The sequence below is a fragment of the Paraburkholderia rhizosphaerae genome (assembly GCF_004366595.1).
Classification (GTDB): domain Bacteria; phylum Pseudomonadota; class Gammaproteobacteria; order Burkholderiales; family Burkholderiaceae; genus Paraburkholderia; species Paraburkholderia rhizosphaerae.
In genome coordinates, this window is record NZ_SORE01000050.1 from 1 (window position 1) to 15,504 (window position 15,504).

General features: G+C 62.3%; 17 protein-coding genes. 14 read left to right on the forward strand and 3 right to left on the reverse strand.

Going from position 1 to position 15,504, the window contains the following annotated elements:
- Positions 1 to 278 (forward strand): hypothetical protein (locus BX592_RS34255; protein WP_208328019.1); only part of this gene is annotated, 278 nt, incomplete at its 5' end.
- 50 nt (positions 279 to 328) lie between these two features.
- On the opposite strand, the gene BX592_RS32965 is transcribed toward BX592_RS34255, so the two are convergent.
- Positions 329 to 1,105 (reverse strand): enoyl-CoA hydratase, encoded by a 777-nt coding sequence (locus BX592_RS32965; protein WP_134197534.1) that lies wholly within the window; start codon positions 1,103 to 1,105, stop codon positions 329 to 331.
- 134 nt (positions 1,106 to 1,239) lie between these two features.
- Between BX592_RS32965 and paaN the strand changes: the two genes are divergently transcribed.
- The 4 genes from paaN to paaK all read left to right on the forward strand — a co-directional run bounded on the left by paaN (position 1,240) and on the right by paaK (position 5,708).
- Complete coding sequence (gene paaN / locus BX592_RS32970; protein ID WP_134197535.1) at positions 1,240 to 2,931, forward strand: phenylacetic acid degradation protein PaaN; 1,692 nt, start codon at positions 1,240 to 1,242, stop codon at positions 2,929 to 2,931.
- A gap of 124 nt (positions 2,932 to 3,055) precedes the next feature.
- Positions 3,056 to 3,847 (forward strand): 2-(1,2-epoxy-1,2-dihydrophenyl)acetyl-CoA isomerase PaaG, encoded by a 792-nt coding sequence (gene paaG / locus BX592_RS32975; protein WP_134197536.1) that lies wholly within the window; start codon positions 3,056 to 3,058, stop codon positions 3,845 to 3,847.
- 49 nt (positions 3,848 to 3,896) lie between these two features.
- Complete coding sequence (gene paaI, locus BX592_RS32980; RefSeq protein WP_377681563.1) at positions 3,897 to 4,328, forward strand: hydroxyphenylacetyl-CoA thioesterase PaaI; 432 nt, start codon at positions 3,897 to 3,899, stop codon at positions 4,326 to 4,328.
- A gap of 75 nt (positions 4,329 to 4,403) precedes the next feature.
- The gene (gene paaK / locus BX592_RS32985) at positions 4,404 to 5,708 is read left to right on the forward strand and encodes a phenylacetate--CoA ligase PaaK (protein WP_134197538.1); all 1,305 of its coding nucleotides are present in this window, start codon (positions 4,404 to 4,406) and stop codon (positions 5,706 to 5,708) included.
- A gap of 12 nt (positions 5,709 to 5,720) precedes the next feature.
- On the opposite strand, the gene mltA is transcribed toward paaK, so the two are convergent.
- The gene (mltA, locus tag BX592_RS32990; RefSeq protein WP_134197539.1) at positions 5,721 to 6,950 is read right to left on the reverse strand and encodes a murein transglycosylase A; all 1,230 of its coding nucleotides are present in this window, start codon (positions 6,948 to 6,950) and stop codon (positions 5,721 to 5,723) included.
- On the opposite strand from mltA, the gene BX592_RS32995 reads away from it, so the two are divergent.
- The gene (locus BX592_RS32995; protein ID WP_243849833.1) at positions 6,859 to 7,086 is read left to right on the forward strand and encodes a hypothetical protein; all 228 of its coding nucleotides are present in this window, start codon (positions 6,859 to 6,861) and stop codon (positions 7,084 to 7,086) included. The two genes, mltA and BX592_RS32995, sit on opposite strands and share 92 nt — an antisense overlap.
- Positions 7,087 to 7,125: 39 nt before the next feature.
- Here BX592_RS32995 and apaG read toward each other — a convergent pair whose 3' ends face one another.
- Positions 7,126 to 7,500, reverse strand: coding sequence for a Co2+/Mg2+ efflux protein ApaG (gene apaG, locus BX592_RS33000; protein WP_134197541.1), 375 nt, complete (start codon positions 7,498 to 7,500; stop codon positions 7,126 to 7,128).
- Between the two features lie 276 nt (positions 7,501 to 7,776).
- Here apaG and rpe point away from each other — a divergent pair, with 276 nt between their 5' ends.
- From rpe to BX592_RS33040, 8 genes are all read left to right on the forward strand, one after another.
- Complete coding sequence (gene rpe, locus BX592_RS33005) at positions 7,777 to 8,460, forward strand: ribulose-phosphate 3-epimerase (RefSeq protein WP_134197542.1); 684 nt, start codon at positions 7,777 to 7,779, stop codon at positions 8,458 to 8,460.
- Positions 8,461 to 8,467: 7 nt separating this feature from the next.
- Positions 8,468 to 9,226, forward strand: coding sequence for a phosphoglycolate phosphatase (locus BX592_RS33010; RefSeq protein WP_134197543.1), 759 nt, complete (start codon positions 8,468 to 8,470; stop codon positions 9,224 to 9,226).
- A 417-nt stretch (positions 9,227 to 9,643) separates the two neighbouring features.
- Entirely contained in the window at positions 9,644 to 11,140 is a 1,497-nt protein-coding gene (gene trpE, locus BX592_RS33015; RefSeq protein WP_134197544.1) for an anthranilate synthase component I, read from the forward strand.
- 13 nt (positions 11,141 to 11,153) lie between these two features.
- Positions 11,154 to 11,747 (forward strand): aminodeoxychorismate/anthranilate synthase component II, encoded by a 594-nt coding sequence (locus tag BX592_RS33020; RefSeq protein ID WP_134197545.1) that lies wholly within the window; start codon positions 11,154 to 11,156, stop codon positions 11,745 to 11,747.
- Positions 11,748 to 11,771: 24 nt separating this feature from the next.
- Positions 11,772 to 12,800, forward strand: coding sequence for an anthranilate phosphoribosyltransferase (gene trpD, locus BX592_RS33025; protein ID WP_134197546.1), 1,029 nt, complete (start codon positions 11,772 to 11,774; stop codon positions 12,798 to 12,800).
- Positions 12,801 to 12,819: 19 nt separating this feature from the next.
- Complete coding sequence (trpC, locus tag BX592_RS33030; protein WP_134197547.1) at positions 12,820 to 13,605, forward strand: indole-3-glycerol phosphate synthase TrpC; 786 nt, start codon at positions 12,820 to 12,822, stop codon at positions 13,603 to 13,605.
- Positions 13,606 to 13,682: 77 nt separating this feature from the next.
- A complete protein-coding gene (locus BX592_RS33035; RefSeq protein WP_134197548.1) occupies positions 13,683 to 14,324 on the forward strand; it encodes a CYTH domain-containing protein in 642 nt (213 codons plus the stop codon).
- A 220-nt stretch (positions 14,325 to 14,544) separates the two neighbouring features.
- Positions 14,545 to 15,384: a uracil-DNA glycosylase gene (locus tag BX592_RS33040; RefSeq protein ID WP_134197549.1), complete on the forward strand. Its 840-nt coding sequence runs from the start codon at positions 14,545 to 14,547 to the stop codon at positions 15,382 to 15,384.
- Positions 15,385 to 15,504 lie beyond the last annotated feature (120 nt).

The window sequence follows — 15,504 nt, forward strand, 5'->3', positions numbered from 1 at the left end:
AAGCGCCCACACTTATCGGCTGTGTATTGTTAAAGATCACTTCACGACTGAAAGACCCTGACCACCCTACCACCGTCTTTCTGCGCGTCCGCTGCACGTTGCAGCAGAGAAGCGAGATTATGCAGACTTCCACTCACATCGTCAACAGGTTTTTAACTTCTTCCAACCTGCTGCGTGTCGCGCAAACCCGCGCCATTGCTGGCACTCCCGCCTTCCGCACTTCACTCCATCACCCCTCACATCCGGGCCGCTTGAAGCGCGAAAGACCGAGATTCTAGTCACTCGCATCACGCGACGCAAGCGGTATTTTGAACGATCACGTTCGACGTTATCGATGCTTGAACTCGGGTTTGCGTTTCTCAAGGAATGCGGCCATTCCTTCTTTCTGATCTTCAGTAGCGAACAGCGAGTGAAATAGCCTGCGCTCGAAATGCACGCCTTCAGCCAAGGTCGTTTCATAGGCTGCGTTGACCGATTCCTTCACCATCATCACGGCCTGCAGAGGAAACTCCGCAATCGTCGTGGCCGCTGAAATTGCTTCGTCGAGCAGCGACGCCGCCGGCACCACGCGCGAGACAAGCCCTGCGCGTTCGGCCTCGGCCGCATCCATGAAACGCGCGGTCAAACACATGTCCATCGCCTTCGCCTTCGATACGGCGCGCGGTAAACGTTGTGTTCCGCCGGCGCCGGGCATGACGCCCAGCTTGATCTCAGGTTGACCAAACTTCGCGGTGTCAGAAGCGATGATGATGTCGCACAGCATCGCCAGTTCGCAGCCGCCGCCCAGCGCAAAGCCCGACACCGCGGCAATGATCGGCTTGCGGATCTGCCGGACCGTCTCCCAGTTTCGCGTGATGTAGTCGCTCTTGTACGCGTCCATATACGAGTACTTCGACATCATCGAGATATCGGCGCCGGCGGCGAACGCCTTTTCGCTGCCCGTAACGATCATTGCGCCAATGTTTTCGTCCGCATCGAAAGCACGCAGCGCTTCACCCAGTTCGTCGATCAGCGCGTCGTTTAGCGCATTGAGCGCCTTCGGTCGATTCAGCGTGACGAGACCGACCCGGCCTCTCATCTCGACCAGAATGTTTTCGTATGCCATGCATCCTCCGTGGTTGTACTGAAAGAACGCGAAATTCTTCGCGCGCATCGCCAACAATGCTACCATTCACCAACCAACCGGTCGGTCAATTATTTGACGAGACCCTTCCTAACCCGTTCAGCATCCCTTCTGCCATGACCCACCCGCTATTCAGCAAGCACGAAGACTCGCTGCAAAAGGCGCTCGCGGCGATCGAAACGCGCGGCTACTGGAGCCCGTTCGCCGAAATGCCCAGTCCGAAAGTGTACGGGGAAACCGCTAATGCAGATGGCGAAGCCGCGTTTCGTGCCCATCTGAACCGCACCTTCGACATTGACCAGCCAACCAACGGCAACACAGTGGGTTCGGAGTCGTCGCCGTTCGGCCTTCCCCTCGCCATCCGCTACCCGCAAAGCACCCCGGCCGCGCTAATAGAAGCTGCTGCATCGGCGCAACGTGCCTGGCGGGACGCAGGTCCCACCGCATGGGTCGGCGTTAGCCTCGAAATTCTCGAGCGGATTAACCGGGCCAGCTTCGAAATCGGCTATGCGGTGATGCACACCACAGGCCAGGCCTTCATGATGGCCTTTCAGGCCGGCGGCCCGCACGCGCAAGACCGCGCACTCGAGGCGGTCGCCTACGCATGGGACCAGTTGCGACGCGTTCCAGCCGATGCGCACTGGGAAAAGCCACAGGGCAAAAACCCGCCGCTCGCGATGCGCAAGCGCTTCACCGTTGTTCCGCGCGGCACGGGCCTCGTGCTCGGCTGCTGCACGTTTCCAACGTGGAACGGTTACCCGGGCTTGTTCGCCGACCTCGCGACCGGCAATACGGTGATCGTCAAACCGCATCCGGGCGCGATCCTGCCGCTCGCCGTCACCGTGCGCATTGCCCGCGGCGTGCTGCGAGAAGCCGGCTTCGATCCCAACGTCATCACCTTGCTCGCGACCGAACCGAATGACGGTGAACTGGTCCAGCAACTCGCTCTGCGTGCTGAGATCAAGCTGATCGATTTCACCGGCAGCACGCAGAACGGCACGTGGCTCGAACATCATGCGCATCAAGCTCAGGTGTTCACCGAAAAGGCTGGCGTCAACCAGATCGTGATCGACTCGGTCGACGACATCAAAGCCGCCGCACGCAACATTGCGTTCTCGCTGGCGTTGTACTCAGGTCAGATGTGCACTGCTCCTCAAAACATCTATGTGCCTCGCACCGGCATCCGCACTACTGAAGGTACGCTGACCTTCGACGCCGTCGCGCAAGCATTGGCCGCCGCGGTCGAAAAATTGCTGGCGGACCCATCGAAAGCAGTCGAACTGCTGGGCGCGGTGCAAAACGACGGCGTGATGCAACGCATTGACGAAGCACGCAAGCTCGGACGCATTCTGGTTGATAGCAAAGCGCTCGAGCACCCTGCTTTCGCTAATGCCCGCGTGCGCACGCCGCTCGTTCTGCAACTGGATGCCGCTACCGATCACGCTCAGTTCACCAAAGAGTGGTTCGGCCCGATCTCGTTTGTCATCGCGACCGATTCCACTGAACAGTCGCTCGAGCTTGCCGCGCGCACGGCCGTCGAGCATGGCGCATTGACGCTCTCCGTCTACAGCACCGATGACCTGGTACTCGAAGCCGCACATGAAACGTCACTGCGCGGCGGCGTCGCACTGTCGATCAATTTGACTGGCGGCGTATTCGTCAATCAATCGGCTGCGTTCTCCGATTTCCACGGCACCGGCGCCAACCCTGCCGCCAATGCGGCGCTGACCGACGCAGCGTTTGTTGCCAATCGATTCCGCGTTGTTCAAAGCCGTATTCATGTTGAACCGAAAGCGGTCGCCGCGTAAGTCAGCCGAATGGCATATGCCGTTCGGCTGACTGTTGCAGAACGGCGTCGCGCTCTAACATGAATCAAAGGTCGCATTTCGCCGACCCTGCTGTGCTGCCCCGTCACTTGGGAGGAAACGACCGATGGCTTATGAAGCGATCCACGTGGTCAACGATTCGACGAACCGCGTCGTGACAATCACGCTGAACCGTCCCGACAAGCTCAATAGTTTCACGCTCGCGATGCACGAAGAAGTCGCGGCAGCGCTCGATGACGTCGAAGCGGCTGGTGCTCGCGCGCTTGTGCTCACCGGCGCCGGCCGTGGTTTCTGCGCGGGCCAGGATCTGGCGGACCTTGACTTCACGCCTGGCGCGATGACCGACCTTGGTGACGTCATCGATCGCCAATTCAACCCGTTGATCCGGCGGATTCAGTCATTGCCACTGCCGGTTATCGCAGCTGTCAACGGTACGGCAGCGGGCGCCGGCGCGAACCTCGCGCTCGCCTGTGACATCGTGCTTGCGTCCCGCTCCGCGAGTTTCATTCAAGCGTTCGTGAAGATCGGTCTTGTGCCGGATTCCGGCGGTACATGGTTTTTGCCGCGGCGGGTCGGCATCGCGCGCGCACTCGGCCTCGCCATTACCGGAGAAAAACTGAGCGCCGAAAAGGCGGAAAGCTGGGGGCTCGTCTGGCAAGTGGTCGACGATAGCGAGCTACCGTCAGCCGCAGCACAACTGGCAAGCAAGCTCGCTCAACAGCCCACGAAAGCCATCGCCGCCACCAAGCTGGCGATGCGCGACGGCATGACGCAAACGCTCGATCAGCAACTCGACCTCGAGCGCGATCTGCAACGCGAACTGGGCGCGTCGCACGACTATGCAGAGGGTGTACGCGCGTTCGTCGAAAAACGCGCCCCGCGCTTCGAGGGCCGCTGACATGTCAACGCATCCGATGCAACCTGAACGCACCGACCGCAACACGCCCATGTCCACCGACGAACTCGCGCGCGCAACGGCCGCCGCGATGTCCGAAGCAGACGCCTGCAGCCGCGCGCTCGGCCTCGAGCTACTCGAAGTCAGTGCGGGCTATGCGCGCATGCGCATGCTCGTGCGCGACGATTTCCTGAACGGACATCGTATCTGCCACGGCGGCCTCATCTTCACGCTCGCCGATTCGACGTTCGCCTTCGCGTGCAATTCGCACAACATCAACACCGTTGCGTCCGGCTGCTCGATCGAGTTTCTCCGCCCGGTGCACGGCGGCGACCTGCTCACCGCGGAAGCCGTTGAACAGTCGCTGACCGGCCGCACCGGCATTTACGACATCCGCGTCACCAATCGCGCGAACGAAACCGTCGCAATGTTCCGCGGCAAATCCGCACAAATCAGGGGCACCGTCATCCCTGCGCACGGGTGACGGCGAGCTCGCCGCTTATCCGGCGTCCCGCCGCCGCCGCGCCGCACCTATTCAAAAGACACCTGGAGACACTCGATGAACCCCTCGCTTCCGCTCGATCCGATCGAAACGGCGGGCCGCGACGAGCTTGCCGCGCTGCAACTCGACAGGCTGAAATGGTCGCTCACGCACGCATACGAAAACTCGCCGGTGTATCGGCGCAAATTCGACGAAGCCGGTGTCCATCCCGCTGAGCTGAACACGCTCGCCGACCTGTCGCGCTTCCCTTTCACGATCAAGAAAGATCTGCGCGACAACTACCCGTTCGGGCTCTTCGCGGTGCCGCAGGAGCGAGTCGCGCGAATTCACGCGTCATCGGGCACCACCGGCAAGCCGACGGTCGTCGGCTACACCGCACGCGACATCGACACATGGGCATCGCTCGTCGCGCGCTCGATTCGCGCGGCAGGCGCACGGCCGGGCGACAAGGTTCACATCAGCTACGGCTACGGTCTTTTCACCGGAGGGCTTGGCGCGCACTACGGCGCGGAACGCGCGGGTCTCACCGTGATCCCGTTCGGCGGCGGCCAGACCGAAAAACAGGTTCAGCTCATCCAGGATTTCCGCCCGGACATCATCATGGTGACGCCGAGCTATATGCTGTCGATCGCTGACGAACTCGAGAAACAAGGCGTCGACCCAGCGAAATGCTCGCTGCGAATCGGCATCTTCGGCGCCGAGCCGTGGACCAACGATATGCGCCGCGCCGTCGAAGCGCGCATGGGCATCGATGCGGTGGACATCTATGGCCTATCGGAAGTGATGGGCCCGGGCGTTGCGTCCGAATGCGTGGAGACCAAAGACGGCCCGACAATCTGGGAAGACCACTTTTACCCGGAAATCGTCGACCCCGAAACCGGTGAAGTGTTGCCCGACGGCGAACTCGGCGAACTCGTGTTCACATCGTTGACGAAGGAAGCGCTACCGATCATTCGTTACCGGACTCGCGATCTGACGCGCCTGCTGCCCGGCACCGCGCGCACGATGCGCCGCATGGAGAAAATCACCGGCCGCTGCGACGACATGATGATCGTGCGGGGCGTCAACGTATTCCCAACGCAGATCGAAGAATTGCTGCTGAAGCAGCATGCGCTCGCACCGCATTATCAGATCGTGCTCACCAGGGAAGGACCGCTCGACGTGATGACGATCAACGTGGAGCCATGCCCCGAGACCGCGCCCGACACCTTTGCGCTCAATGCGGCGCGAAACGCGCTCACTTACGACGTCAAGGCATTGATCGGCGTGACAGCGATTATCAACGTGCTACCGGTGAACGGCATCGAGCGCTCGGTCGGCAAGGCACGCCGTGTGGTCGACAAGCGCAAGGCCGGCGCGTGAAGCGCGTTCAGGTCACGAGTTCGGCAACAGCAGCCACATCCTTCCGTTCTGCTTCATCTTGCCGGCCAGATCACCCGCCTCATCGCCGAGTCCCCAGAAATAGTCGGCTCGCACACCGCCCTTGATCGCCGTGCCTGTGTCCTGCGCAAACACCAGGCGATTCATCGGCGCATTGGTCATCGGACGGGTCGTCTGCAAGAACACGGGCGTGCCGAGCGGAATCGACGACGGATCCACCGCAATCGAACGCTCCGGCGTAAGCGGTACGCCGAGCGCGCCAATCGGACCATCGGCGCCACCGCTCGGCGCGGGCTCCGCCGACGCCATATCGCGGAAGAACACAAAGCGCGGATTCGTATCGAGCAATGCATCGACGCGCGTGGGGTTCGCGCGCGCCCATGCCTTGATGCCTTGCATCGTCGCCTGCGACGGCGTGATTTCGTTGTGGTCGAGCAGCCAGCGCCCGATCGACCGGTACGGCTGATTGTTCGTGCCGCCGAAGCCGACTCGCATCACACTGCCGTCCTCCATCACGATGCGTCCCGACCCTTGCACTTGCAGAAAGAACGCTTCGATCGGATCGTCGACCCAGACCAGTTCGTTGCCATCCAGCGCGCCGGAGCGCTCGAGCTGCGCGCGCGCCGGCAGCGACGAGCCCGCGCGATAACCGGACGGCCACCGGTACAACGCGATCTGATAGACACCATGACGCGTGCGCGAACCGTGCAGCAATGGCTCGTAGTAGCCGGTCACGAGCCCATCGAGCGTACCGTCCGTGTTCGCGAACTGAAAGGGCGTGAAGTAGGTTTCAAAGAAGGTTCGCGCACCCGCGACGTCGAGATCGTCAATCTGCTCGGCCGCCACGCACGCACGCTGCCAGTTCGGCTGACGCGCGAGCCTCACGCAGTTTTGCCGCAACGCGGCGGTCGCGCCGATCAGCGAATCGTCCTGCCAGCCCGGCACCTGCTGCCATGCGACCGGTGTCAACCGCGTGGCGGCGATTTGCCCCGGGATAATCGCCGCGCCAGTCGGCGGAACTGACGGCCGAACCGTGCCACCGCCACCGCACGCGGCGAGCATCACCGCGATCGACACCGTCGCCGCCCAAAGTACGGCGCCGCGCGCAAACCGCATACAATGTTCGTTCTTGATGGAAACCGCCATGTCTGATCTGCTCGACGAATATCCGATGCTCATCTTTGCGCTGGAAATTTTTCTGGCGCTGTCCCTGGTCGTCTTCATCGTGGTCTGGACATCGTCCGGCAAGAAGAAGTTGGCACGCCAGCAAGAACAGCTGAGGCAACAGGCACAGCAAGCGCAAAACGCGCAGCGGGCGCCGGGCGCACAAGCGCCCACGCAACAGCCACCGCGCGGCTAGCCGGCCCGGAAGATAACTCAGGAAGGAATCCGCTCCGCTTCAATGCAGCGTGCGCGGCATGCGCAACACAAACTCGGGCACCGACGCTTCGAAACGCTCGCCGTCCTCCGCGACGCAGAAATACTCGCCCCGCATCGTGCCGACGGGTGTCGCAATGACGGCCCAGCTTGTGTACTCGAATTGCTCGCCTGGTTTAAGAAGCGGCTGATGTCCGACCACACCCAGACCTTTCACTTCCTGAACGTGGTTTTCACTATCTGTAATGACCCAGTGGCGAGCGATCAGCTGCGCGCTCGTCTGACCGGTATTGCGGATGGTCAGCGTGTAGGCGAACGCATATTGACGGCGCTCCGGATCCGACTCTTCGGGCAGGTAACGGACCTGCGAAGACACGTTGAATTGATACTGACTCATCCTGATTTGCCTGATTCCAAAGTGGTGCGGCTCGCGTGAAACCTCGCGAAACCTCGTATGAGGCCCGCCGCGCAAACCGGTGCGAACGCCAATGCGGGTCTGTAAGAAAAAACCGTTCGCGACAGACTGCGACGCGTTGCAGAGGGGCAGTTCGTGATGAACTGGCATTCTGCTTCATGAAACGCACGCCCGCAACCGCGCAGGCCATCTGGACAAGGCCTGCACGCGCAGGTGACGTTAAAATAACGCTTTTCGCTTAACCGTCCGTCCTTCGATATGACGCAATTTCACATCGCCCCCAGTATTCTGTCCGCTGACTTTTCGCGGCTCGGTGAAGAAGTCCGCAACGTGGTTGCCGCCGGCGCGGACTGGATCCACTTCGACGTGATGGACAACCATTACGTGCCGAACCTGACAATCGGCCCGCTTGTGTGCGAAGCGATTCGCCCGCACGTGCAGGTGCCGATCGACGTGCATCTGATGGTGCGCCCGGTCGATCGCATCGTGCCGGACTTCGCGAAAGCCGGCGCGAACGTGATCAGCTTTCACCCCGAAGCGTCCGATCACATCGACCGCACGCTGACGCTGATCCGCGATCACGGTTGCAAGGCCGGCCTCGTGTTCAACCCCGCCACGTCGCTCAGTTACCTCGACCATGTGATGGACCGCGTCGACCTCGTGCTGATCATGTCAGTGAATCCGGGCTTCGGCGGGCAGTCGTTCATTCCCGAGGCGCTCAACAAGCTGCGTGAAGCGCGTGCGCGTATCAACGCATATCGCGACAAGACCGGCCGCGAGATCCATCTCGAAGTGGACGGTGGCGTGAAAATCGACAATATCGCGGAAATCGCGGCCGCCGGCGCGGATACGTTTGTCGCCGGTTCAGCGATCTTTGGCCACCCTGACTACAAGACCATCATCGGCCAGATGCGCAGCGCCCTCGCCAACATCGAGCATTGAACCTGACATGACGACTACGCCTGCCCGCTACGCCGCCCCGATGCTGTCCGCGCCGCGCCTTGCCGCGGCGATAATCGACCTCGACGGTACGATGGTCGACACCGCCGACGACTTCACCGCCGGCCTGAACGGTATGCTCGCGCAACTTGACGCCGATGAAACCTCGCGCGAGGAAGTGATCGACTACGTCGGCAAAGGCTCGGAGCATCTGATCCGCAGCGTGCTCGCGCCGCGCTTTCCGGCCGACCACGCGCAGGAGCGTTTCGACGAGGCGCTCGCGCTCTATCAGGCGGAGTACGCGAAGATCAACGGGCTGCACACGCGGCTTTATCCGGACGTCGAAGCCGGCCTCGCCGCGCTGCGCGACGCGGGTCTGAAGCTCGCTTGCGTGACCAACAAGCCGCACCGGTTCGCGGTCGAACTGCTCAAACAGTACGGACTGTTCCCACTCTTTAGCGTCGTGATCGGCGGCGACAGTCTTGCAAAGAAAAAGCCCGATCCGTTGCCGATGCTCGCCGCCTGCGAAGCGATGCGGGTGCCGCCGCGGGCAACCGTCGCGATCGGCGATTCGGAGAACGACGCGCTCGCGGGCCGCGCGGCGGGCATGGCGACGCTTACGCTGCCCTATGGCTATAACCATGGCCAGGCTATACAAACAATTAATTCGGATGGTATAGTGGCCACTCTGCTTGAGGCCGCAAAGGTTATCGCAGCGCATAATCGGGCTAACCCCGAGGCTAATCCCGAGGCTGCTGCCTCAGCCTGAATTCTCACTGACCTGACAGTCCTTCCTCATGTTTCTGAACAAAAAACGGAGTCTGAGCAGCATTGACCGGGGAGCATGGCCCTGGCGTCGCTGGTCGCACTAACCTCTCGCCGAGGTAGGCTGAAGCCCATCTTCAGCACCGTTTTTTAGTTCATTGCGCATCGTGCGCTTTCCTGGTGGTTACTAGCTGGTTTTTAGCGGCGGCGTCGCTTCGAACCAGCTTTTAAAGTTGCGTTGCTTCACGCCGGCCGTCATGTACGTGATGTACAGTCGCGGCCACGCTGAAGGCAAATACGCATTGCCGGGAAAACGCGCGCCGGTCACATTCAACGCTATACACGTCGAGCCCGACCGGCTGCGCAACACCCCGCTTTGTCCGACGCCCGCCGCGGCCGGACGCACGAACAGGATCGGAACATGACCGAACTCGAATTCCAGTCTCTCGCGAACGAGGGCTACAACCGCATTCCGCTGATCGCCGAAGCGCTCGCGGATCTCGAAACGCCGCTATCGCTTTACCTGAAGCTCGCGCAATCTGAGCGCAACGGCGCGAACTCGTTCCTGCTCGAATCGGTAGTGGGCGGCGAGCGCTTCGGGCGCTACTCGTTCATTGGGCTGCCGGCGCGCACGATGGTACGCACTCGCAGCGGCGGCGTGTCGGAAGTCGTGAAGGACGGCAAGGTCGTCGAAACGCACGACGGCGATCCGCTCGAATTCATCCAGCAGTTCCAGAAACGCTTCAAGGTCGCGCAACGCCCCGGCCTGCCGCGTTTCGCAGGCGGTCTCGCCGGCTACTTCGGCTACGACGCGGTGCGCTACATGGAGAAGAAGCTCGCGCACACGACACCACCGGACGATCTGAACCTGCCGGACATCCAGTTGCTGCTGACCGAGGAAGTCGCGGTCATCGATAACCTGGCCGGCAAGCTGTATCTCGTCGTCTACGTCGACCCGACTGCGCCCGAAGCGTACACGCGCGGCAAACAGCGACTGCGCGAACTGCGCCAGCGGCTGCGCGTGTCGGTACAGCCGCCGGTGACGTCATCAAGCGTTCGCACCGACATCTATCGCGAGTTCAAAAAGGACGACTATCTGGCGGCCGTGCGCAAGGCGAAGGAATACATCGCCGCCGGCGAGCTGATGCAGGTGCAGGTCGGCCAGCGTCTGACCAAACCGTATCGCGACAATCCGCTGTCGCTGTATCGCGCGCTGCGTTCGCTGAACCCGTCGCCGTATATGTATTACTACAACTTCGGCGACTTCCACGTGGTCGGCGCATCGCCGGAAATTCTGGTGCGTCAGGAAAAACGCGGCGAAGACCGGATGGTCACGATTCGTCCGCTCGCCGGCACACGTCCGCGTGGCAACACGCCCGAGCGCGACGCCGAACTCGCGCACGAACTGCTGAACGACCCGAAGGAAATCGCCGAGCATGTAATGCTGATCGACCTCGCGCGCAACGACGTCGGCCGCATCGCGCAGATCGGCTCGGTGGTGGTCACCGACAAGATGGCGATCGAGAAATATTCGCACGTGCAGCACATCGTGAGCTCGGTCGAAGGCAAGCTGAAACCCGGCATCACGAATTTCGACGTGCTGCGCGCGACGTTCCCGGCCGGCACGCTGTCCGGTGCGCCGAAGGTGCGCGCGCTGGAACTGATCGACGAACTCGAGCCGGTCAAGCGCGGTTTGTACGGCGGCGCGGTCGGCTACCTGTCGTTCACCGGCGACATGGATCTCGCGATTGCGATTCGCACGGGGGTGATCTGCAACGGCAACCTGTATGTGCAGGCCGCCGCGGGCGTGGTCGCCGACTCGGTGCCTGAATCCGAATGGCAGGAGACCGAGAACAAGGCGCGCGCGGTGCTGCGCGCCGCCGAGCAGGTGCAAGACGGCCTCGATAGCGACTTCTGACCGGAGAAAGACCATGCTGCTGATGATCGACAACTACGACTCGTTCACCTATAACCTGGTCCAGTACTTCGGCGAACTCGGCGAAGACGTACAGACCTATCGCAACGACGAAATCACGCTCGCTGAAATCGCGAAGCTGAACCCGGAGCGCATTTGCCTGTCGCCGGGGCCTAGCAACCCGCAGCACGCGGGCATCACGCTCGACGTACTTCGCGAATTCTCCGGCAAAATTCCGGTTCTCGGCGTGTGCCTCGGCCACCAGGCCATCGGCGAAGCATTCGGCGGCCGCGTCGTGCGCGCGCAAACCATCATGCATGGCAAGGTGAGCCAGATCGAAACCGACTGCAAAGGCGTGTTCGCCGACCTGCCGAAGCATTTCACTGTCACCCGCTACCACTCGCTCGCTATCGAACGCGAGTCGCTGCCGGATTGCCTTGAGGTATCCGCGTGGACGCCGGATGGCGAAATCATGGGCGTGCGCCACAAGACGCTGGCAGTCGAGGGCGTGCAGTTCCATCCGGAATCGATCCTGTCCGAGCACGGGCATGCACTGCTCGAAAACTTTATCAAGCAATCGAAACGCGCCGATGCACCGCACGGCGCATAAAACAACAACGCGACGGGAGACGCCATGATTACGCCACAGGAAGCGCTACAGCGCACGATCGAGCACCGCGAGATCTTCCACGACGAAATGCTGCATTTGATGCGGCTCATCATGCGCGGCGAGCTGTCGACGGCGCAATCAGCGGCCATTCTCACCGGCTTGCGCGTCAAGAAGGAAACGATCGGTGAAATCGCCGCGGCGGCGACGGTGATGCGCGAATTCGCGCGTCACGTCGACGTGCCGGATAGCTCGAATTTCGTTGATATCGTCGGCACTGGCGGCGACGGCGCGCACACGTTCAATATCTCGACCGCGACGATGTTCGTTGCCGCGGGCGCCGGTGCGAAGGTCGCGAAGCACGGCAATCGCAGCGTGTCGAGCAAGTCGGGCAGCGCGGACGTGCTCGAAGCGCTCGGCGTCAATATCGACCTGCAACCCGAGCAGGTCGCCGCGTCGATTGCCGAAACCGGCATGGGCTTTATGTTCGCGCCGAACCATCATCCGGCGATGAAGAACGTGCAGGCGGTACGCCGCGAACTCGGCGTGCGCACGATCTTCAACATCCTCGGCCCGCTGACCAATCCCGCGGGCGCGCCGAACCAGTTGCAAGGCGTGTTTCATCCGGACCTGGTCGGCATTCAGGTACGCGTGATGCAACGGCTTGGAGCGAAGCACGTGCTGGTCGTGTACGGCAAGGACGGCATGGATGAGGTATCGCTCGGCGCCGCGACGCTCGTCGGCGAGCTGCGCGATGGAGAAGTACACGAGTACGAAATCCATCCGGAGGACTTCGGCATGCAAATGGTGTCGAACCGCACGCTGAAAGTCGCCGATGCGGCCGCGTCCCGCGTGATGCTGCTCGAAGCGCTCGACAACAAGCCGGGCGTCGCGCGCGAAATCGTCGTGCTCAACGCGGGCGCGGCGCTGTACGCGGCCAACGTGTCGTCGTCGATTGCAACCGGCATCGAGCTTGCGCGCGAAACCATCGCAAGCGGCCGCGCACGCGCGAAGGTCGACGAGCTGGCCCGCTTTACCCAGCAGTTCAAGTCATGATTCAAGTATTGGAACGGCCATGAGCGACATTCTCGAACGCATCATCGACGTCAAGCGCGCGGAAGTGCGCGCCGCGGTACAAAGCGCACCGATCGAAGCGTTGCGCCTCGAAGCGTCGGCACGCGACCATCGCGATTTTGTCGGCGCATTGCGCGCAAAGCATGCGGCTCGCCAACCCGCGGTCATCGCGGAAGTGAAAAAGGCGAGCCCGTCGAAGGGCGTGATCCGCGAGCATTTCGTGCCCGCGGAAATTGCACGTTCGTATGCGCAGCATGGCGCCGCATGTTTGTCGGTGCTGACTGACGTGCAGTTCTTCAAAGGCAGCGCCGCGTATCTCGAAGAAGCGCGCGCCGCGTGCGATTTGCCGGTGCTGCGCAAGGACTTCATCATCGACCCGTATCAGATCGTCGAAGCCCGTGCGATGGGTGCCGATGCGATCCTGCTGATCGCCGCCGCGCTCGAAATATCGCAGATGCAAGACCTCGAAGCGTTCGCGCATTCGCTCGGCCTCGCGGTGCTTGTCGAAGTGCACGACAAGCACGAGCTCGTCGATGCGCTGACGCTGAAAACGCCGTTGATCGGCATCAACAATCGCAATCTGCGCACGTTCGAAACATCGCTCGACACGACGATCGGCATGCTCGAGATGATCCCGGACGAACGAATCGTCGTCACGGAATCCGGCATTCTGTCGCGACTCGACGTCGAGCGGCTGCGCGCGCTGGACGTCAATACGTTTCTGGTCGGCGAGGCGTTTATGCGGGCGGAAGAGCCGGGCGTCGAACTCGCGCGGATGTTTTTCTGACGCGTTTTGCGGCCAATGTATTGCCCGCGGTTTTGCATACGCTGCCGGCACAGCGGCAATTGAAGCACGGAGTCACGATGGGCATCGAACGCGAAATCAAGCTCGCACTGCCGGCCGATCAAGCCGATGCGGCCATGCAATGGTTCACCGCTCGCACCGGCCAACCCGGCAAACCGGTCGCACTCGACAATCTGTATTTCGACACGCCGGCGCTTACGCTTGCGCGCTCGAAAAGCGCGCTGCGGCTGCGCCGCACGCCGGACGGCTGGCTGCAGACGTTCAAGACGGTCGGTCAAGCACAGTCGGGCATGCATAGCCGGCACGAATGGGAAATGCCGGTTACCGGGGCGGCGCTGGAAATCGACGCGCTGCTGAAGATTTGCGACGATCCGGACGCTGCCGCTGCATTGCGCGAAGCCGCGCCGCAATTAATCGAACTGTTCCGCACCACTTTCACGCGCACGTTGTGGCCGGTCACGAAGGACGGCTCGGCTGTCGAAGCGGCGATCGACCGCGGTGAGATCGTTGCGGAGGTAGATCGCACATCGCGCCGCGCGCCTATCTGCGAAGTCGAACTCGAACTGAAAGACGGCGACGAGGCTGCGCTGCATGCGCTTGCGTCAGAGCTGATGGCGAACGTGCCGGGCCTCGCGCCCGACGATGTCAGCAAGGCGCAGCGTGGTTATCAACTGCGCGAACGCGGGGCTGGCGCGGCGTAACCGCGGGGCACGTGCGGTCCGTTTGTCGTTTGTCACCCGCGCTCCGGTCCGGCTCGCGCAACGTGCGGCCAATGCGGTGCGTTGCGCGTGGTGGAGCCAGCAGACCGCGTCCTGCACGCCGCTCGAGCCTCAGCGCACTCACCCGCATTGCCGCCAGCGCGACCGCAATCTCAGAGGCACGCCTTGAGCCGCGCCGAATTAGCTGCGACACTCTCCGGCCATGACCTCAGCTACCCGCTCCCGCCCGACTTCGTCGCAAGGCTCGCTGTTCGGCGAAGAAACGCCCGCGTCGAATACCGACGCGTCATCTATCGCGTCGACGATGGCCACGACGGCCGCCACCGTGTCACTCGAATCGCAGTTCGACGCGCTACCGTCCGCGTGGCGCGCGCATCTGAAGCCGTTTATCGACAGCGACGCGTACGCATCACTGTGTCGTTTCGTCGATGGCGAACGGGCAGCCGGCAAGACCGTCTACCCGGCCGACGTGTTTCGCGCATTACGGCTGACGAGCCCCGACGACGTGAAAGTCGTGGTCCTCGGCCAGGACCCATATCACGGCGAAGATCGCGGCACGCCTCAGGCGCACGGCCTCGCGTTCTCAGTGCCGCCCGCGGTACGGCCGCCGCCGTCGCTGCGCAATATCTTCAAGGAAATCACCGCAAGCCTCGGCTACGCGTCGCCGGCCCATGGATGCCTTGACGCGTGGGCCAAACAGGGCGTGCTGCTGCTGAACACCGTGCTGACCGTCGAGCGCAATCAGGCCGCGAGTCACGCGAAACGCGGCTGGGAAAAGTGCACGGATACGCTGATCCACGAGCTCGCGATACGCCATGAAGGGCTCGTGTTCATGCTGTGGGGCTCGCACGCGCAGGCGAAGCGCGCGCTACTCGGCGGCAGGCCGCATTGCGTGCTGGAAGCGCCGCATCCGTCGCCGCTTTCCGCGCATCGCGGCTTTCTCGGCTGCCGGCACTTCGCGCTGGCCAACGAGTATCTCGAATCGCACGGCCGTCAACCGATCGACTGGCGGCTGCCCGACAAAGCCCAAGTGCTCGCCTGACGGCGCGCACTCATTCGGCCATTCGAATCGGCATAGGGGACAGCCATAAGGCCGTACCCCTGCCACACCACCCGGCGTGCGGGTCCGCACCGGGCGGTTCGGGAAGTTGAGGTTATGAGA

What these genes read in the sequence shown, in the direction of transcription:
- BX592_RS33020 (WP_134197545.1), top strand. Translation starts at nt 11,154, where the DNA reads ATGCTGCTGATGATCGACAACTACGACTCGTTCACCTATAACCTGGTC.
- apaG (WP_134197541.1), bottom strand. Translation starts at nt 7,500, where the DNA reads ATGAGTCAGTATCAATTCAACGTGTCTTCGCAGGTCCGTTACCTGCCC.
- trpE (WP_134197544.1), top strand. Translation starts at nt 9,644, where the DNA reads ATGACCGAACTCGAATTCCAGTCTCTCGCGAACGAGGGCTACAACCGC.
- mltA (WP_134197539.1), bottom strand. Translation starts at nt 6,950, where the DNA reads ATGAAGACGACCAGGGACAGCGCCAGAAAAATTTCCAGCGCAAAGATG.
- trpD (WP_134197546.1), top strand. Translation starts at nt 11,772, where the DNA reads ATGATTACGCCACAGGAAGCGCTACAGCGCACGATCGAGCACCGCGAG.
- rpe (WP_134197542.1), top strand. Translation starts at nt 7,777, where the DNA reads ATGACGCAATTTCACATCGCCCCCAGTATTCTGTCCGCTGACTTTTCG.
- BX592_RS32995 (WP_243849833.1), top strand. Translation starts at nt 6,859, where the DNA reads ATGGAAACCGCCATGTCTGATCTGCTCGACGAATATCCGATGCTCATC.
- BX592_RS33035 (WP_134197548.1), top strand. Translation starts at nt 13,683, where the DNA reads ATGGGCATCGAACGCGAAATCAAGCTCGCACTGCCGGCCGATCAAGCC.
- paaN (WP_134197535.1), top strand. Translation starts at nt 1,240, where the DNA reads ATGACCCACCCGCTATTCAGCAAGCACGAAGACTCGCTGCAAAAGGCG.
- BX592_RS32965 (WP_134197534.1), bottom strand. Translation starts at nt 1,105, where the DNA reads ATGGCATACGAAAACATTCTGGTCGAGATGAGAGGCCGGGTCGGTCTC.
- BX592_RS33010 (WP_134197543.1), top strand. Translation starts at nt 8,468, where the DNA reads ATGACGACTACGCCTGCCCGCTACGCCGCCCCGATGCTGTCCGCGCCG.
- paaI (WP_377681563.1), top strand. Translation starts at nt 3,897, where the DNA reads ATGTCCACCGACGAACTCGCGCGCGCAACGGCCGCCGCGATGTCCGAA.
- BX592_RS33040 (WP_134197549.1), top strand. Translation starts at nt 14,545, where the DNA reads ATGACCTCAGCTACCCGCTCCCGCCCGACTTCGTCGCAAGGCTCGCTG.
- paaG (WP_134197536.1), top strand. Translation starts at nt 3,056, where the DNA reads ATGGCTTATGAAGCGATCCACGTGGTCAACGATTCGACGAACCGCGTC.
- paaK (WP_134197538.1), top strand. Translation starts at nt 4,404, where the DNA reads ATGAACCCCTCGCTTCCGCTCGATCCGATCGAAACGGCGGGCCGCGAC.
- trpC (WP_134197547.1), top strand. Translation starts at nt 12,820, where the DNA reads ATGAGCGACATTCTCGAACGCATCATCGACGTCAAGCGCGCGGAAGTG.